The following is a 17,525-nucleotide window of genomic DNA, read 5'->3' as shown; positions in this document are numbered from 1 at the left end:
GCTCCATGCAGGCTTTTGAGGGATATTCGCATTGATGCGGCCGCATGCCGCTTAATCACAGCACGTATATCAGCTCATCGCCGGCTTCACAGGATCCAAAAGCAGATCCATTCTCTTTATATGCAGTGTCATACTCAGTGCGCTACGCATAAACAAATCATCAATCATTGGTCTCCGGTCAGTTTTTTTCGCTATCTTTGTGCCCAAAGCCAACCCCAAATACTAAAATTATGAAAGTCGATTACCCCTCCGTACTTTTGATTTACACAGGCGGAACTATCGGAATGATAGAAAATCCGGAAACCGGTGCTCTTGAAAACTTCAACTTCGACCACCTGCTCAAGCATGTCCCCGAACTGAAGCGCTTCAACTACCGCATTTCTTCCTATCAATTCAATCCTCCCATCGACTCCTCGGACATGGAACCTTCCCTGTGGGCAAAAATCGTCAAAATCATCAATTACAACTATGACTATTTTGACGGCTTTGTCATTCTGCACGGCACGGACACAATGGCCTACACCGCCTCTGCCCTGAGTTTCATGCTCGAAAACCTTTCAAAGCCCGTCATCCTCACCGGCTCACAACTTCCCATCGGAACCTTGCGCACCGATGGCAAGGAGAATCTCATCACTGCCATCGAAATTGCCGCCGCCAAAAATTCCGACGGCACTCCGGCAGTGCCCGAAGTGTGCATCTTCTTTGAAAACGAACTGATGCGGGGCAACCGCACCACAAAGATCAATGCAGAAAACTTCAACGCTTTCCGTTCGTTCAATTATCCCGCGCTGGCAAAAGCCGGCATACACATACGCTATAACCATCCGTTCATCCGCCGCCCCGATCCATCGCGCCCCATGAAGCCGCACTACCTCTTCGACACCAACGTCGTGGTGCTCACCCTCTTTCCAGGCATTCAGGAAAGCATCATCAATTCCGTGCTACACGTTCCCGGACTGAAAGCCGTGGTTCTCCGCACATTCGGCTCAGGCAACGCTCCCCAGAAAGCGTGGTTCATCCGCCAACTGAAGGACGCTACCGACCGTGGCATCGTGATCATCAACATCACCCAGTGCCAAAGCGGAGCCGTGGAGATGGAACGTTACGAAACTGGGATGCACCTCCTCGACACAGGCGTCATCAGCGGCTACGACAGTACTCCCGAATGTGCCGTCACCAAACTCATGTTCCTGCTGGGGCACGGGCTCGGACAAAAAGAAATCCGCAGCCTCATGAATTCGGACCTTGCCGGAGAAATCACAAAAGACTGAAGTCGGCGATCGGTCTGAACAGCATTTACAAGTTTCCAAAAGAGAAAAGAGCTCATTTTTAACAATATCTCCCCATTTCAGAAACAAAAAAATCAATTATTACACATTGTATTCCAAAGAATATGCCTAATTTTGTGGCGTGAATAACTCAAAACTTGATTATTCTGGCAAACAGAACAATATTAAACGCATATTTAGATTATGAAATCATTAAATTGTTTTTCAGCGATGGTCGCCATCACATGCGCATTGGCACTGGCCGGCTGTGCGGATGATGTGTATGATCCTGAAAAGGGAATACAAACAGAACCCAAGGAAAATCCGTTGGGAAAAGACTTCACCGCCCCCGATGGCTTCAACTGGTCCATGATTAATTCCGTAAACCTTGATATTGAAGTAAAGGATGAATTCAAAGGACAGTATAATTATTTAGTGGAAGTATTCACCGCTAACCCATTGAGTGACGCCACCGCTACCCCTATCGCGGCCGGAGTGGCCAAAGGCAACGGCAACTATACAGCCAATATCAATATACCCAAAGCAACAACCCGTCTGTACATCCGCCAGACAGATCCGAAGCAACGCAAAGAAATTTACGAATATGAAGTGCCGGAGAATGGAGGGAAGTTGAATTGCAAGCTGTATTACGCCTCTGCCGATACAAGAGCAACAAGCAATCCCACCTCTGCATCCGAAGCCGCCAAAGCTGCCGGTATAACTGAAATAGAAGATAAAGCATACAAGGAAGCGGAAGTTATACCTACCATTCCAACCCAATCGGACGGCTATTTCGACCAATGGAATGAAGGAACGCTTGTCAATGGAGCAAAATTTATTATAGGGAAAGAATATACCAAAGCTTCTCCTTATACCATTCAGTTAAAAACCAACAGTGGCAAAGCTACTGTATTCGTACAAGGAACTTGGAAGCTAAACGGCTGGGCAGGTCTGTATTCAAATCTCGACATTTACGTAATGAAAGGTGGAGAAATCATTGCAGAAAACCTCACCATAGGAACAGGAAACACCCTCACTATACAAAATGAAGGCAAACTGTCATGTACAACTTTAAGTTTGGGATGTCCAACCAAAAACTTCGGAACAATTACCGTCAGCCAAAATTTGACGATGAATTTAGGGAGCAATCCTGAACTATTTAATGAAGGTGAAATCAAGGCAGGCAATGAAATCAGCATAAACGGAAGCAATGTAATCAACCATTCCACTTTAAACGCAAACGGACTCACCTTGACATCGGTCCAATTGCTGAACAAGATGAACATCAATTGCAGTGCAAAGATTTATTTAAACAATGGAAAGATATTCAACTACGGCAACATCAAACTGAACGAAAACAACGGAATGCTGACAACCAATGACAGCAAAGCAACAGTTATCGTGAACCACCAAGAAGCGGCCATCCGCGGATATCACCTGAAAGGAGGCGCAGCTATCTACAACGATGGAATTATCGAAGTATCCCAATGTACCAATTCATCAACTGATGTACTATACAATAGTTGCACGTTCATTGTTAAAGACAATTTTAAATTCAGAAATGTCATATTGAACAAAGGCTCTATCACAGCAGGCCAGGATAAAGACGGCAATTGGCAGCCAGTGCCCAAGATAGAAAGCCAGAGCGATGCAATATTCAAACTAACGGACGGTTCCATAATTGTGGCAGACGAATTCAACATATTATCAGGAAAAGTAGAATTTGAAGCCACAAATATAACCAATGCCAACAAATCCATGATCAAAGCAAAGACCATCAAGTATAATTGGCATACTTACCTGAAAGGTAACCTGATTATGGAAGGTACTCCGGACTTTTCACAGGCAGGCAACAATGACGAATGCCTTCATCCTGATAATGGCGTCATACAAACTGGTTACAATGAATCCAAATACACCATTGAAACATGTAGCGGCATCATAAATGGCGGCAACGAAGGCGGCACGCCCACAGAGCCGGAGCTTCCGGAGATCAACGAAAGCAGCGTTTACACTTTTGCATTTGAAGACAACTGGCCCACATACGGTGACTTTGACATGAATGACCTTGTACTCACAATGTCTTCCAAGAAAATAAAAGTTGATAAAAACAATAATGTGACACGCCTCAAGATGCGGATAGAATTGCGCGCAATAGGAGCATCCAAGAAACTGGGAGCTGGCATCCGCTTCCTCCAACTGCCCGCAAACTTGCAGACGGAGAAGTTCACGGTCAACGGAGACGATTCTTCCTTCGAAGAAGGACAGAAAGAAGCCACTTATATTCTTTTCAGCGATGCCCACCTTGCATTATGGGGAAATGAAGGATATAAAGAGAACGGCCCGTTCATCAACACCCTGCCCGATAAAGCCAACCTTAAATACGACACCAGAGGATTTGATGTCATTATGGAAATTCCCGCTTCCGCAGGCGTGAAGGCCGATGCGTTTACAATCAGCAATATAGACGTCTTCGCCATCACCACTCCGGCCACGGTCAAGTCACAACGTACTGAAGTGCACGTGATCGGTTTTGCGCCCACCCAACTGGCAAATACCAGATACTTTGACCAAGGTAATGACAAGTCGCTGACGAAAAAACAATATTACACCAGCGAGCACAACCTGGCATGGGGCGTAGTGATTCCCTCGGAGTTTGCATGGCCTTTAGAGTACCAGAAGATATCTTCCGTATATCCATATTTCAATAAATGGGTCACCAGCGGCGGACAGCAGAATGGAAACGAAAACGGAAAATGGTATGAACTCAATAACGGAAATGTTTTCCCGATAACGGAATTGTCACCACTCAAGGAAAATTGACGGATGCGGAGAGCAAGCAAATCTGCTCTTGCAAAAGCGTGGAAAAGCATCGAAAAAACATGCCTTTCCACGCTTTTCGCCAAATCATAGTTAAAGTTCATTAACTTGCATTTGCAATTATCACAATTATAAAGCATAGATAGAAAATAATATTTATTTTTGTTTATAGCAAACAACGTATATAAACATAAACAATGAAAACAATACTATTTGTAGATGACAAGCCTGCCATAGGTAAAGTACTTTCCGTTTATTTGGGAAAGGAGAACGACTTAGTGTATGTGGAAGACCCCATCAAGGCCATAGAATGGCTGAATGAAGGGAACGAACCTGCCCTCATTATTTCGGATATACGTATGCCCAGAATGACGGGCATTGAATTCCTGCATTACCTGAAGAACAATGCACTTTTCGAGCACATCCCGATCGTCATGCTTTCAAGTGAGGAAAGCACCACGGAAAGGATAAACCTGCTCAACGCCGGCGCCGAAGACTATATCTTAAAGCCTTTCAATCCCATGGAATTGAAAGCCCGCATCAAAAAATACCTCTAAACAACCAAACATAAAAGGATATGTTATATTATATTTACATAGGAAACAACCATATCATCATCGACCATTTGGGCAAAATCACAAGCGGCATATTCATGGCCGTTTCTTCCTACAACAAGGCTGCAAAAGTCATTGACGGCATCCGTGAACGGTATAATACAACCATCCTCTACGAGCAAACCGACATTCAAAAAGACTGTGAAACCATATCCTTGCTGCACAAGCGTTTTCCGCGCGTATATATAATCCTTATCACCGAATCACTTCAGGAGCAGGATCGTAAATGCTATTTGCAGGCCGGAGTCAACAACACACTGTCTCCCCTGGCCAACGAAAACGCCATCCAAAAAATGACACAATACCTCAAAACGCGCAAAGAAAGCAAACTGCAAGAGTTCTGCCAGTCCCATCGCCGGCAGCTCAATACTTTCCGGCTGCCTTTGTGGAAGCGCACTTTCGATGTACTCTTTGCAGCGGCGGTACTCATCGTGCTGTCACCGCTACTCATTGCCACGGCCATAGCCATCCGTGTGGAAAGCAAGGGAAGGGTAATCTACAAGTCCGAACGCGTGGGAAGCAACTACCAGATATTCGACTTTCTCAAATTCCGTTCCATGTACGCCAATGCCGACAAGCGGCTGAAAGAGCTGAACGTCCTCAACCAATACAGAATGGAAGAAGAAATTACAGACGAAGAACCGGACATCCGCTTCGAGGACCTCGAAGGCACTCCGGAGGAAGAAGCCACTCTGCTGATTTCGGATGATTTCGTGATTTCCGAAGAAGAATTCCAGAAAAAGAAATCGCAAGAAAAAAAAAATACATTTATCAAGATAGAGAACGACCCCCGTGTCACTCGCGTAGGACGCTTTATCCGCAAATACAGCATAGACGAACTGCCCCAGCTCATCAACGTGCTGAAAGGTGACATGAGCATTGTGGGCAACCGCCCCCTTCCCCTTTACGAAGCGGAACTGCTGACCAGCGACGCCTACATCGAACGGTTCATGGCGCCGGCTGGACTCACCGGATTGTGGCAGGTGGAAAAGCGCGGCGGAGCCGGAAAAATGTCCGCCGAAGAGCGAAAGCAACTGGACATCAAGTATGCCAAGGAATTTTCATTATGGATGGACATGAAGATTCTCATCAAAACGGTAACGGCTTTCGTGCAAAAAGAGAACGTATAGCCAGAGTTTAAAATCAAAAGCAAAAAAGCATCCGGAATGACAACAAACCATACATACTTCTTACCATTTCTCTGCGCAGCGGCATTTCTCCTGCTCCTGCCGCCTCATCCTGCCTACGCCCAGAAAGAGACGACGCGCGAGGAACGGATCAAGATTCTGGAAACATTAAAGGAAAGCGATACCGCACTCGAAAAAACTATTTCCGGACAAAGCTCACAAACCATACAAAGCTATACAGAGGGCTTTGAACTGCCTCCCCTCTCTGTATTCATAGACGCAGTGACAGAAAACGCCACCGTGAAACGCGCGCAAAGCCAAGTGGAACAGGTAAAAAACCAATACCGCATAGAAAAGCGGAACTGGTGGAATTACATCCGCTTGAACGGAAATTACTCGTACGGACGTTACAACGTATTGAATGACAACAGCGACACGTTCAATGACTGGTATCAATCGACCACGGCAAGCAGCCGCCACACCTTCAATGTAGGCGCCAGTTTCAGCGTCGGGCTCGGCGACCTGATCAACCGTCCTCTCAGGCTGAAGAATTACCGTTACAGCATAGAGCAACTGCAACATACGCAGGAGGAAGTGATGGAAGAACGGAAACTCAGGGTACTGGAGGCGTATAATAATGTGACGGCCCAGTTGGCCACCATCAAGGCCAAGGCAGAAAATGCGGCCCTGTACAATGCTCAGATGAAGATTTCGGAGAACAACTTCATACAGGGAAAGATTGACATCATATCTTTGTCATTGGAGCGCGCACGGCGTTCGGGTGCAGTGACGTCTTACGCCGAAGCAAGGGTTTCCCTGCACAATGCGATCATTCTGCTTGAAATGCTGACAAATGTAAAAATAATAAAAGGGAAATAGACTCATCATGGATATAATACAGTTCATAGCGCAATTCTTCTATCGCATCCGTTACTGGCTGCTATGGGGCGGCTTTATTGTCACGGCACTGGTGGCCTACTTCACCCAGTTTCTGCCATTCAGCTATACTGTAAACAGCAATATCTATGCGGGTGTCACCAATGTCGTCAATATTGACGGAAGCAAAGTAGAGAATATCAGCAGCATTTTCGACAATCTCATCAATATATCCAAATCCAAAAACACATTGGAGAAAGTCTCGCTCCGCCTGCTTGCCACCAGCTTGGTTTACGGGCAAGAATGGCAAGACAACATGTACATTCAGGCAAAGCATTACCGCCAACTGCTGCAAACCACTCCCAAAGAAGTGCTGGCGCTGGTGGACCGTTCGTCATTGGACAAAACCATCGAAAAGCTGCAAAAATACCGCAAGGAGAACCCTTCCAATTTCATCTATGCCATGTATAGCCGTCCGGTGGCCTTTTACAGCTTCAGCGCCCTCGACCAGATAGTGGTAAAGCGTCTGGGAGTCAGCGACCTGATCAGCTTCACCTATACCAGCGCCGATCCCGGCATCACACAAAACACCATCAAAATTCTGGAGGATGAACTGATTAAAGCTTACGAAATTCTCCGTTTCAGCGCTACCAACAATGTGATAGCCTATTTTGAGGAACAGGTAAGACTCGCCAAAAAAAATCTGAACAACGAGGAAGACGACTTAATGTTCTATAACGTCGAGAAGCAGGTCATCAATTATGATGAGCAGACCAAATCACTGGCAGGTACAAAATATGGGGTGGATGACCGGGAAGAGCTTGCGAAACGCACCTATGAATCTGCCATATCACTCCGCAAAATGCTGGAAAGCAAGATGGACATCCGCGCCAAGATCATACGCGAGAACACGAACCTGCTGAAAGAGCTGGAAAAGATCACGAACCTAAATCAAAGCATACTTGAACAGGAGATATTCTCTACCGGCACGGAGCTCCAAAACAATGAAGTGCTGCAGAAGGACAAAACGGATTTGCGCAATTCAGAAAAAAAAATCAGCCATATCTCCGATAACCTCAATGAATATAACTTCACCAAAGAGGGAGTGGGAATCGAAAACATGATAACGGAATGGCTGGCCGCATGCGTCAATGAAGCCAAAGCCAAGGCCGAATTGAAAGTCCTGCAGGAACGCCGGGATGAGATCGTGAACCAATATCAGGAATTTTCGCCCGTAGGCACTCAGGTAAAACGCAAGGAACGTGCCATCGGAATAGCCGAAGACACCTACCGCGAGCAGCTCCGAGGACTGTCCGAAGCGCGCCTGCGCCTGCAGAACATCAAGATGACCACCGCCAATCTGCAGATCATCGCCCCGCCCGAATATCCCCTGACCGACAACGGGCGCAAGCGCATGATCTACGTCATAGCCGCCATGATAGGCAGCTTGATATTCATCACCTTCTACTTCCTGGTGATCGAGCTGATAGACCGCACCCTGCGTGATGCCGAACGGAGCCGGCGACTCAGCGGACTGCCCGTCATCGCCGCATTCAACGGCATCAGCAACCTCAAGTTCAGGGGCTTCCTGAAAGCCTGCAACCGCCGCGCAGCAGCCTACTCCTGCCGCCAGCTCAATAAATATCTGGCAACCGGACGGCCCACCGTCATCAATCTGCTCAGCATGGAAGACCGTGAAGGCAAGTCCTTCCTTGCCAAATACTTTGCCGATCATTGGGCCTCCGAAGGGCTCCGCACGCGCATCGTGAAATACGGCGTTGATTTTGAAACAAACGACAAGCAATACGTCCGTGCACAGCAGCTATCCGATTTCTGGCAACTGAACTCGGCCGAACAGATACCCGACATCATTCTTGTGGAATATCCGTCAGTGAGCAGCGCCAGCCTGCCTTTGCCCGCATTGAAACAAGCGGATTTCAATTTACTCATCGCCAACGCCTGCCGTCTGTGGGGCAAAAGTGACGACGCCAACTTGAAGTCCATGAAAGAAATACTGGGTGATGCCCCGATGGCACTCTACTTGAACAATGCCGACCGCGAAGTGGTGGAGGCCTTCACCGGCGACTTACCTCCACGGACACCCATGCACAGTTTCGTCAGCCGACTGTCACAGTTGGGACTGACTGCTAAAAAAGCCGCCGTAAAATGAGCATAAGGCGAAGTTACATATCATCTCCCGTCCTGACTTTCGGCATACTCTGCACCGGACTGGGCTGCATCGTTTCGGCCACCTTGAGCCAAAACCTGGCAATGGTAGGGCTGGTAGCGATTCTGCCTGTGCTCTTGTGTATATTCATCATCCACCTCCGCAAGCCGGAACGTTTCATATTCCTGCTTTTCATATTCAACTACTTCTTCACTCCGCTGGCCCGTTACAGCCGTCAAGACGGTCTCAGCGTACTGTCGGACATCCTTTGGTGGAGCATCATGCTCGCCATTGTCATCCAGACGGCACTTCACTACCGCTTTCCATGGAAACAGTCGCTTAACATCCTCACCATAGGCGGCGCCATACTGGCCGTATATTGCCTGCTCGAAGCGGCCAATCCTACGGCATCCATAGAAGCCTGGATCTATTCCAGAGGATTCATATACAACACGTTTCTGGTGTCTCTGATCACGGTACTGCTGGCTACGTCCTATCGACAGGTCAACCGGCTGGTGCTGCTGTTCTCCATACTCACCCTGGCAGCCATATTGAAAGGCCTTTACCAGAAGATCGCCGGCTTCGATTCCATCGAATACGGCTATATGATGGAAAGCGGCATGTACAAGACCCATCTCCTTCCCCAAATCACCCGCTATTTTTCAATATTCACCGATGCGGGCAACTACGGATCCAACATGGGATTTGCCTGTACGGTATTCGGCATAGTCGCCCTGTCCTGCAAGAAGTTCGGCCTGAAAGTCTATTATCTCTGTATCTCTGCGCTTTCACTGTACTCCATGTTCATCACCGGAACCAGAGGAGCCATAGTAGTGCCCCTGGGAGGCCTGCTGCTGTTCGCGCTCATCAGCAAGAACATCAGGCTGATGAGTGTAGCCGCCATAGCGGGATGCTTCATCTATGTATTCTTCGCCTTTACATACATAGGAGAGAGCAATACAATGATAAGCCGCATGCGCACGGCCTTCCGTCCCAGCAAAGACGCCTCCTACCTGGTGAGGAAGCAGAACCAGCAAAAGCTGGCCGAGTATCTGAGGTCCAAGCCTTTCGGCGAAGGGCTCGGGCTGGGTGGAGTGGAAGCCCGAAAATTCGGTAACAGGCTCACCACCTCCATTCCCAACGACTCCACCTACGTAAAGATATGGACTGAAACCGGCATAGTGGGCATCACGCTGTATCTGCTGATATATGCCGGCAGCCTTCTGTGGGGATGCTATTACATCATGTTCAAGGTGAGGAACCCCGAATTCCGCCATCTGCTCACGGCGCTTGCCTGCGGCATATTCGGCATGATGATCAGCGCCTACGGCAACGCATTCTTTACCCAGTTCCCCACCGGCGCCATGATGATAATGTTTCTGGGCATCCTGATGAACGGAAAATACATAGACGAACGCCTTACAATGGAAAAACAACAAGCATTATTAACCGCAACCAAAGAAAAAACAACGATATGATACCAGATATTTTTTCAATATTCAGTATGGACTGGTGGATGGATGAAAACAACAACGCACTGCAGATGACCGATTCCATCCTGTTCCTGTTACTGGCCATTCCGGTCGCTTACATATTCATCTGCGCCCTGTTTTCACTCGGGAAGTACAAGAATCCCTACCCTGAGGCATCCGTGCAGCACCGTTTCCTCGTGCTTTTCACCGTGCTCCGCAATGGGAAAGAGGTGATCGAATCCATCAACCAGTTTCTGGACACCCAGCAATATCCGCGCGAAAAGTATGATATTGCCGTGGCAGCCACGCAACTGTCCGAAGAAGATCTTGTCATCCTGCTGCAAATGCCCGTCAACATCGTGGTTCCCGATAAGGAATACTGCACCAAGGTATATGCCATCCAGCAAGTCATGGAGCGCTATGCACCCGACGAATACGACATGATTATCATCTTCAATTCCGACAACCGCATCGTGCCCAATGCCCTCAACCTATTCAACAATGCCTACTATTCGGGCTGCGACTCCATACAGGCCCACCGTATGACCGAGAACCTCAACACCAGCATCGCCGTGCTCAGCGCCACCAGCGAGGAGATCAACAACAACCTCTTCCGCATGGCGCACACCCGCATGGGATTTTCTTCGGCCCTCATCGGCTCGGCCATGGCATTCGATTTCTCCATGTTCCACGAACTTGCTCCCGGACTGAAGGGGCACGACCTGAGCAAAACCATGGAAGTGGCTCTGCTGGAACAAAACATCTACACAGAATACCTTGAAGAAGTGGTGTGTTTCAGTAAAAAGGAAGACAGCGCCGATGGCTACCAGACCCAGCGCATGGGGTGGCTGCGGGCGCAGTACACCAGTACCTTCCTTGCCTTGAGATACCTCCCCCTCGTGCTGCTGAAAGGTGAATGGGACTATGCGCTCAAGCTTTTCCAATGGCTGCTTCCTTCCCGCTTCTTACTTATCGCGCTGATTCTGCTGTTCACAATAGCAGTCACCCTGTTGGACTGGACTTTAGCTCCCAAATGGTACATACTGCTTGCCATTCTTATCCTCTCATTCCTCATGGCACTGCCCGAAGGAGAAGTAAGCCGACGCCTCCGCAAAGCAATCTGGTCGCTTCCCGTCCTTATATTTACAGCTATATTCAGCCACATAAAACGTTTTTTACCTAAAAAGAAATAAGGGATATATACCATGAAAATAGCCATAGAAGCCCAACGGATATTTCGTACCAACAAGCACGGCATGGATTTCGTAGCACTGGAAACCATCCGCGAATTGCAGAAACGGAATGACGGCAATGAATATTACATTATCGTCGCTCCGGGCGAAGACCGTTGCCTGGAGGAATCCGCCAACCTCTCCATCATAGAAGTGGCGTGTCCCACCTACCCGCTTTGGGAGCAAATAGCCCTGCCATGGGCTGTGAGGCGCTTAGGAGTAGATTTGCTGCACTGCACGTCCAACACGGCTCCGCTATGGTGTCCGGTTCCTTTGGTACTGACACTTCACGACATTATCTATCTGGAGCCCCGGCAACATCGCAGTCCCTCTCTTTATCAGGAAATGGGCTGGTACTATCGCCGTCTGACCGTTCCCCGGATTCTGAAAAAATGCCGGAAAATCATTACAGTCTCCTACTTTGAATGTAACCGCATACGCAAAGCTCTCAACATCCCCACAAATCGCATCATGACTATCTACAATGGTTACAACAAGCATTTCTACCCTATGGAAAGCATAGATATGCAAATTGTCAACCGTTATATCCCTCAGAAAGACTTTTTATTCTTTCTGGGCAACACCGACCCCAAAAAGAATGCGGCAAGGGTGTTGAAAGCCTACAGCCTTTATCTGGAAAAATCATCCGTCAAACGTCCCTTACTTATCGCAGACCTCAAAGAGACCTATATAGACAGTCTGTTGCAACAGGAGGGAATCAGTGAGAATCTGAAACAGCACCTTTATTATCCGGGCTACATCAGCAATGCCGATCTTGCCACATTGTATAATGCCGCATTCGCTTTCCTCTACCCCTCGCTGCGCGAAAGTTTCGGTATTCCTTTGGTGGAAGCGATGGCTTGCGGCACTCCGGTTATCACAGGAAACACTTCTTCCATGCCAGAAGTAGGCGGTCCGGACATACTTGCCACAGACCCATACAAGCCGGAAGAAATAGCCGATGCAGTGCTGCGTCTTGAAAACGAAGCCACGCTCTACCAAAAGCAACGAGAGTATGGGCTGTTACGTGCCCAACAATTTTCATGGGAAAAGACAGCCGACGAACTGATTAAAGTATATCAATCTCTTGCCTATAAATAACAACTGCACTATGAAAACCCTTTTCCTCGTCTTTTACGGATTTCAAGAGTACAATGGTATCAGTAAGAAAATCAGATACCAGGTAGATGCTCTCAAGCAATGTGGAATGGACGTCCGCACCTGCCACTATGAGGTTACAGGCAGCGGAGACAGGCAGTGGATGATCGACGGGAAAGTACTGGTCGATTTAGGAAAAGGCATAACCGCCAAACTGAAAAAACGACTGTCGTTCGCCCCTATCGTGCGGTATGTCCGGGAAGAAAAGATACAATGTGTATATATCCGTTCTTATCACAACACCAACCCTTTCACCATCCATTTCGTGAAAGCGCTGAAGAAGCAAGGCGTTAAGATACTGTTGGAGATACCCACTTATCCTTACGACCAGGAATACTCTTCCGGCAAGGAAAAAGTGCAGCTCTATACAGACAAGCTATTCCGCCATGCGTTCTGCAAGTATGTCAATTCCATTGTCACATTCTCCAATGATGAGAAAATATTCGGCTGCCCCACCATCCGCATATCCAACGGAATAGATTTTGCCCACATTCCTCTACGCTCTCCCCTGCATGACACGAGTAAGGAACTCCACCTGATAGGAGTCGCCGAAATTCACTTCTGGCATGGTTTCGACCGTCTCTTGAAAGGATTGGGAGAATACTACACCGGTAATCCCGAATACAAAGTCTATTTTCATCTGATAGGAAAAATGAGCGGGAAACGGGAAGAGGAAGAAATTGAAGCACCTATCCGCCAATATCATTTGCAGCCATACGTCACCCTGTACGGGGCCAAGCATGGTGAGGAATTAGATACCCTTTTCAATCAGGCAGACTTTGCGGTGGGCAGTCTGGCACGTCATCGCAGCGGCATATACAACATCAAGACACTGAAAAACCGGGAATATGCGGCGAGAGGCTTTAGCTTCGTCTATTCCGAAACGGATGATGACTTTGACCGCATGCCCTATGTACTAAAGGTTCCTGCAGATGAAAGCCCTATAAATATCTGCCAACTGATAGATTTCTATAAGCATCAAGCCATATCCCCGCAAGAAATCAGAAACTCTATCCGACACTTGTCGTGGAAAGAGCAAATGAAAAAAGTATATGAATATGTAATCAAAGCTTAAAATAAGATACTATGCCTAAAGTCTCTGTCATTATTCCAATATATAATACAGCCGCTTATCTACGTGAGACGTTGGACAGCATCTGTAATCAGACATTAAAAGAGCTGGAAATTATTCTTATCAACGACGGTTCCACGGACGAAAGCCAAAGCATTATCGAAGAATATGCGGAACGCGATACAAGAATCAAATGGTACGTACAGCCCAATCAAGGATTGTCTGTTGCACGTAATCAGGGATTGCTGCATGCCACCGGCAAATACATCTATTTCATGGACAGTGACGATATATTAGATATACAAGCGCTTCAACATTGTTACATCTTGTGCGAAAAGAAAGGATTGGATTTCGTATTCTTCGATGCAGAACCATTAGTGGAATCATCAGACAGCCAAAATATTCCACACTATGGTAGAAAAGGAAAAATAGATGAATTCATACATCCGGGAATCGAGATGTTAGAATATGAGCTTAACAACCGACTGTATCTCACTTCTGTTTGTCTATGTTTGGTTAACCGCTTGTTTCTGGAGAAATGCTTCACTTGTTTTCATCCCGGCATTATTCATGAAGACCACACTTTTGCTATGAGAATTTATTTAAATTCCCAAAAAGTATGTTATGTTCCCGAAGCCTTCTTCAAACGAAGAATACGTTCCAACTCCATCATGACCAATCACTTCGGCATGCGCAACATTGAAGGATACACCACCGTATGTACCCAAATACGTACTCTCGGAGAGCAACATCTCGAATGGAAGGCTATTATTGACAAATACCTGTCATATACCCTGAACGACGTGATCTGGGCGAGCCACCGGATGACTTTCCTCGAAAAAGTGGAAACAGTTTGTCGCTTCAGACGCCTGCGTCTGGGAAAATATGTCTGTTTCAGAAACTGGGCCGTATTCTGGCTGAAGAAAAAATAAAAAAGACCATGACAGCACTCATCTCCATCATCACCATCAACCACAACGGGCTGCATGACACCTGCGAAATGATTGACTCCTTTCGCAAGTATGAAACCTATCCCCACTATGAAATCATTGTTGTGGACAACGGTTCTCACTTGCCCGAAGCCGAAGAAATACGTCATAAATATCCATGTATCAAGGTAGTGCAGAACATCAACAACGGCTTTGCAGGCGGCAACAATGCCGGATTGAAAGCGGCCGAAGGAGCCTACCTGTTCTTCATCAACAACGACACCGTCATCAAAGAACCGATACTGGACACATTGGTACAACGCATAGAGGCCGATCCGCAACGAAACGGCGGAGTATCGCCCATGCTGAAGTTCGCCGCTCAGCCAGACACACTGCAATATGCAGGTTTCACCCCCCTCAGCCCCGTCACGTTGCGCAATGAGTCTATCGGGTTCATGCAAAAAGACGCTCCTTGTTTCCATGTGGCTTGCGAGACAGCCTCACTGCATGGCGCCGCCATGATGGTGAGCCGTAAAGCCCTGCAAGATGCGGGTCCCATGACCGAAGTTTACTTCCTGTTTTACGAAGAACTGGACTGGTCCGTACAAATAAAGAAAGCAGGCTACCGCCTATGGTACGAACCTGCCGCCGTGGTCTATCACAAAGAAAGCATGACGGCTCGAAAAGGCACGCCGCTGCGGGAGTTCTACCTGTCGCGCGCACGGATGCTGTTTGCGCGCAGAAACCTGTCTGGAACGGGGAAGCTGCTCTCCTGCCTCTACATCCTGACTCTGGCTGCACCTAAAAAGGCGCTGACCTACCTGCTGCACGGAGAAGCCGCATTGGCAAAGGCTGCGATAAGCGGCACGTGGAGTGGCATCTGCATGCGCCTCATCCCACAATCCAGCGTTTGATATTCCGTATCTGCGCACTGAAGTTCCCCCCTATCCTGAACAGCTTCCGGCTGTCGGTGGTAAAGGGCAGGGCATACCACTTTTCGTTGATTTGTTGCAGTGCCTCTTCCGCCGTACCGTTCAGCTTGAATACGATGAAGAGCACATTCTGATAGTGCAGTTCCTTATCGGTGATGCAGCAGAGAGCGACGTACTCGTTCTACATCAAAAGGTCTTCCACATCGAAAACCGCATCAAAGCCGTGAAACAAGTGATAAAAAACGGGAAAAGTAGTGAATGAAGCAAGAGGATGCAACCCCGAACAAGGGAAGCGTCCTCTTCTTTTTTTTATTTACGCCGGAAACGTCCCACCAACGAGCGCATCCCCTGCGAACAGCAATAGAAGCTTCCACCCGATATCAGCAGAAAGACGAGCGAAGATGCCAAGGCATATACAATCCACATGCCATATCCCCCGGAAGGTTCTGACAGCGGAAGAAAATAGAGAATAACGTCCGCCAGCCCCCATGAAAGAACAGCAAGCAGCAAATAACAAAGAATATTCTTCCAATACAACCTCACCGGCATTTTGAATCCTTCTTTATAAAGAAGATAAGGTTTCCATATACTGATAATGGTTATTGAACTGGCCATATCGCCCAGCAGCACACCGGGAAGCCCCCATAAATATCCTCCCAGCAAAGCCACCACCACCGTTATGACCAGCGTGGCTACCGGGGCCCATGTATCGTGAAACAGTCCATAACCAAAAATAAACTGGTCGTTCGTGCCTCTGAACTGGCTGATGAAGAAATTGGTGAGAATAACAATCAATACGGAATGCGGCAGTATATACTCCTCTCCCAACCATACCGTAATGAATGGATCCATCAGATGATACAGCGCAAAAGTCAAGAATGAAGCTATCAAAAACCGCAATGAACTCAACTCCCAAAACACCTGCTGTATGCGCTTCATGTCTCCCTCAGCTATCAGATTGCCCACGCCTGCCCCGGTGCTTCCCAGAAAATTATCCACAAACTGATTCAGCTTGGTGAGCAGCAGCATATAGTTGCCATAATAGGCCACCAGCTTCAGCGAGGTAAAAGCATAGACCAGAAAGGGCAGCAGTTGCGACCTGCCCATCCCGGCCAGCTTGTGCACAAACATCTGGCGCGCCTTATGCACGATAATCTTGTTCTCCGGATACTTCTGCTTACCCTCCGCCACACTGCACTTCAGCCACGGATATACCTGATTAATCTTCCAATTCAATATGAATGAATACAGAATGCCAAATGACAATTCAACAGTTATCCACAGATAAAAGCTGCCCACATAGCACACAAGCGCTATCTGCAGGAAAACTTTCACGATATTCGCCGTCTGGAAGTAAACGGTAACCACATAGTTGCGCTGGTCGGCCCCCAGCAAGGTCTGGCGGTAATTGATAAAATAGCTGATGAGAGCGGAAGCCAAGAACGCGAAATAAGCGAAATAGATAACTCCGAGGTGAATGCTGACATCCGCGAATATATATGGCAAAAAACAAGCGAGAAGTAATCCAGCACCTAAAATAAGCAGCCCTACATTGCGGTAGAGATAGCCCAGCACTGAGATTATTTCCTTTATCTTATCTTGATCCTTGTCGAAAATAGGTTTGTAGAGCACATAGCCGATGGATGCCCCTATACCCAGTTCGGCAAGGTTCAGGAAGCCTAACAAGTTCTGCATCGTGCCCGTCAAGCCCACAAAGTCCGCCCCTAACTTCTCAAGAAATATCTTGCGGGAGAAGAAAGAGATGAACAGCGTGATGAGGTAGAAGAGCACATTGACACGCGCGTTGAGGTAGCTTTTATGAAGACGGGACTCGGACATGGGCGGCAGTTTCTTACAG

The 17,525-nt window shown here is 47.6% G+C and carries 13 protein-coding genes and 1 pseudogene; 12 read left to right on the top strand and 2 right to left on the bottom strand.

All coding sequences use genetic code 11. The annotated features are described in order from the left end of the window. The first annotated feature begins 230 nt into the window (after positions 1–230). The 12 genes from BACHE_RS10215 (at position 231) to BACHE_RS10160 (ending at position 15,649) form a co-directional block, all read left to right on the top strand. Positions 231–1,271 (top strand): asparaginase, encoded by a 1,041-nt coding sequence (locus tag BACHE_RS10215; protein WP_013547620.1) that lies wholly within the window; start codon positions 231–233, stop codon positions 1,269–1,271. Positions 1,272–1,472: 201 nt separating this feature from the next. Then, entirely contained in the window at positions 1,473–4,091 is a 2,619-nt protein-coding gene (locus BACHE_RS10210; RefSeq protein WP_041579336.1) for an LruC domain-containing protein, read from the top strand. A gap of 194 nt (positions 4,092–4,285) precedes the next feature. Then, complete coding sequence (locus tag BACHE_RS10205) at positions 4,286–4,645, top strand: response regulator (RefSeq protein ID WP_013547618.1); 360 nt, start codon at positions 4,286–4,288, stop codon at positions 4,643–4,645. 20 nt (positions 4,646–4,665) lie between these two features. After that, on the top strand, positions 4,666–5,832 hold the full coding sequence (locus tag BACHE_RS10200) for a sugar transferase (RefSeq protein WP_013547617.1): 1,167 nt from the start codon (positions 4,666–4,668) through the stop codon (positions 5,830–5,832). Between the two features lie 36 nt (positions 5,833–5,868). Beyond that, complete coding sequence (locus BACHE_RS10195; protein ID WP_013547616.1) at positions 5,869–6,708, top strand: TolC family protein; 840 nt, start codon at positions 5,869–5,871, stop codon at positions 6,706–6,708. 7 nt (positions 6,709–6,715) lie between these two features. Beyond that, on the top strand, positions 6,716–8,875 hold the full coding sequence (locus BACHE_RS10190) for a GumC domain-containing protein (protein WP_013547615.1): 2,160 nt from the start codon (positions 6,716–6,718) through the stop codon (positions 8,873–8,875). After that, a complete protein-coding gene (locus tag BACHE_RS10185) occupies positions 8,872–10,350 on the top strand; it encodes an O-antigen ligase family protein (protein ID WP_013547614.1) in 1,479 nt (492 codons plus the stop codon). Before BACHE_RS10190 ends, BACHE_RS10185 begins: the two co-directional genes overlap by 4 nt. Continuing rightward, the gene (locus BACHE_RS10180; RefSeq protein WP_013547613.1) at positions 10,347–11,537 is read left to right on the top strand and encodes a glycosyltransferase family 2 protein; all 1,191 of its coding nucleotides are present in this window, start codon (positions 10,347–10,349) and stop codon (positions 11,535–11,537) included. Before BACHE_RS10185 ends, BACHE_RS10180 begins: the two co-directional genes overlap by 4 nt. 12 nt (positions 11,538–11,549) lie before the next feature. Beyond that, positions 11,550–12,677, top strand: a complete 1,128-nt coding sequence (locus tag BACHE_RS10175) for a glycosyltransferase family 4 protein (RefSeq protein WP_013547612.1) — start codon at positions 11,550–11,552, stop codon at positions 12,675–12,677. 10 nt (positions 12,678–12,687) lie between these two features. Beyond that, the gene (locus BACHE_RS10170; protein ID WP_013547611.1) at positions 12,688–13,809 is read left to right on the top strand and encodes a glycosyltransferase family protein; all 1,122 of its coding nucleotides are present in this window, start codon (positions 12,688–12,690) and stop codon (positions 13,807–13,809) included. Positions 13,810–13,820: 11 nt separating this feature from the next. After that, a complete protein-coding gene (locus BACHE_RS10165; protein WP_013547610.1) occupies positions 13,821–14,738 on the top strand; it encodes a glycosyltransferase family 2 protein in 918 nt (305 codons plus the stop codon). Between the two features lie 8 nt (positions 14,739–14,746). After that, on the top strand, positions 14,747–15,649 hold the full coding sequence (locus tag BACHE_RS10160; protein ID WP_013547609.1) for a glycosyltransferase family 2 protein: 903 nt from the start codon (positions 14,747–14,749) through the stop codon (positions 15,647–15,649). Here BACHE_RS10160 and BACHE_RS17045 read toward each other — a convergent pair. Beyond that, a pseudogene (locus BACHE_RS17045) lies at positions 15,627–15,824 on the bottom strand (PD-(D/E)XK nuclease domain-containing protein); the annotation flags it as partial. The gene BACHE_RS10160 and the pseudogene BACHE_RS17045 sit on opposite strands and share 23 nt — an antisense overlap. Positions 15,825–15,976: 152 nt before the next feature. Beyond that, a complete protein-coding gene (locus tag BACHE_RS10155; protein WP_013547608.1) occupies positions 15,977–17,506 on the bottom strand; it encodes a lipopolysaccharide biosynthesis protein in 1,530 nt (509 codons plus the stop codon). Positions 17,507–17,525 lie beyond the last annotated feature (19 nt).

The organism is Bacteroides helcogenes P 36-108, from assembly GCF_000186225.1.
Lineage (GTDB): Bacteria > Bacteroidota > Bacteroidia > Bacteroidales > Bacteroidaceae > Bacteroides > Bacteroides helcogenes.
The sequence above is the reverse complement of the archived record's forward strand: the minus strand, read 5'-3'. Positions and strand labels throughout refer to the sequence as shown.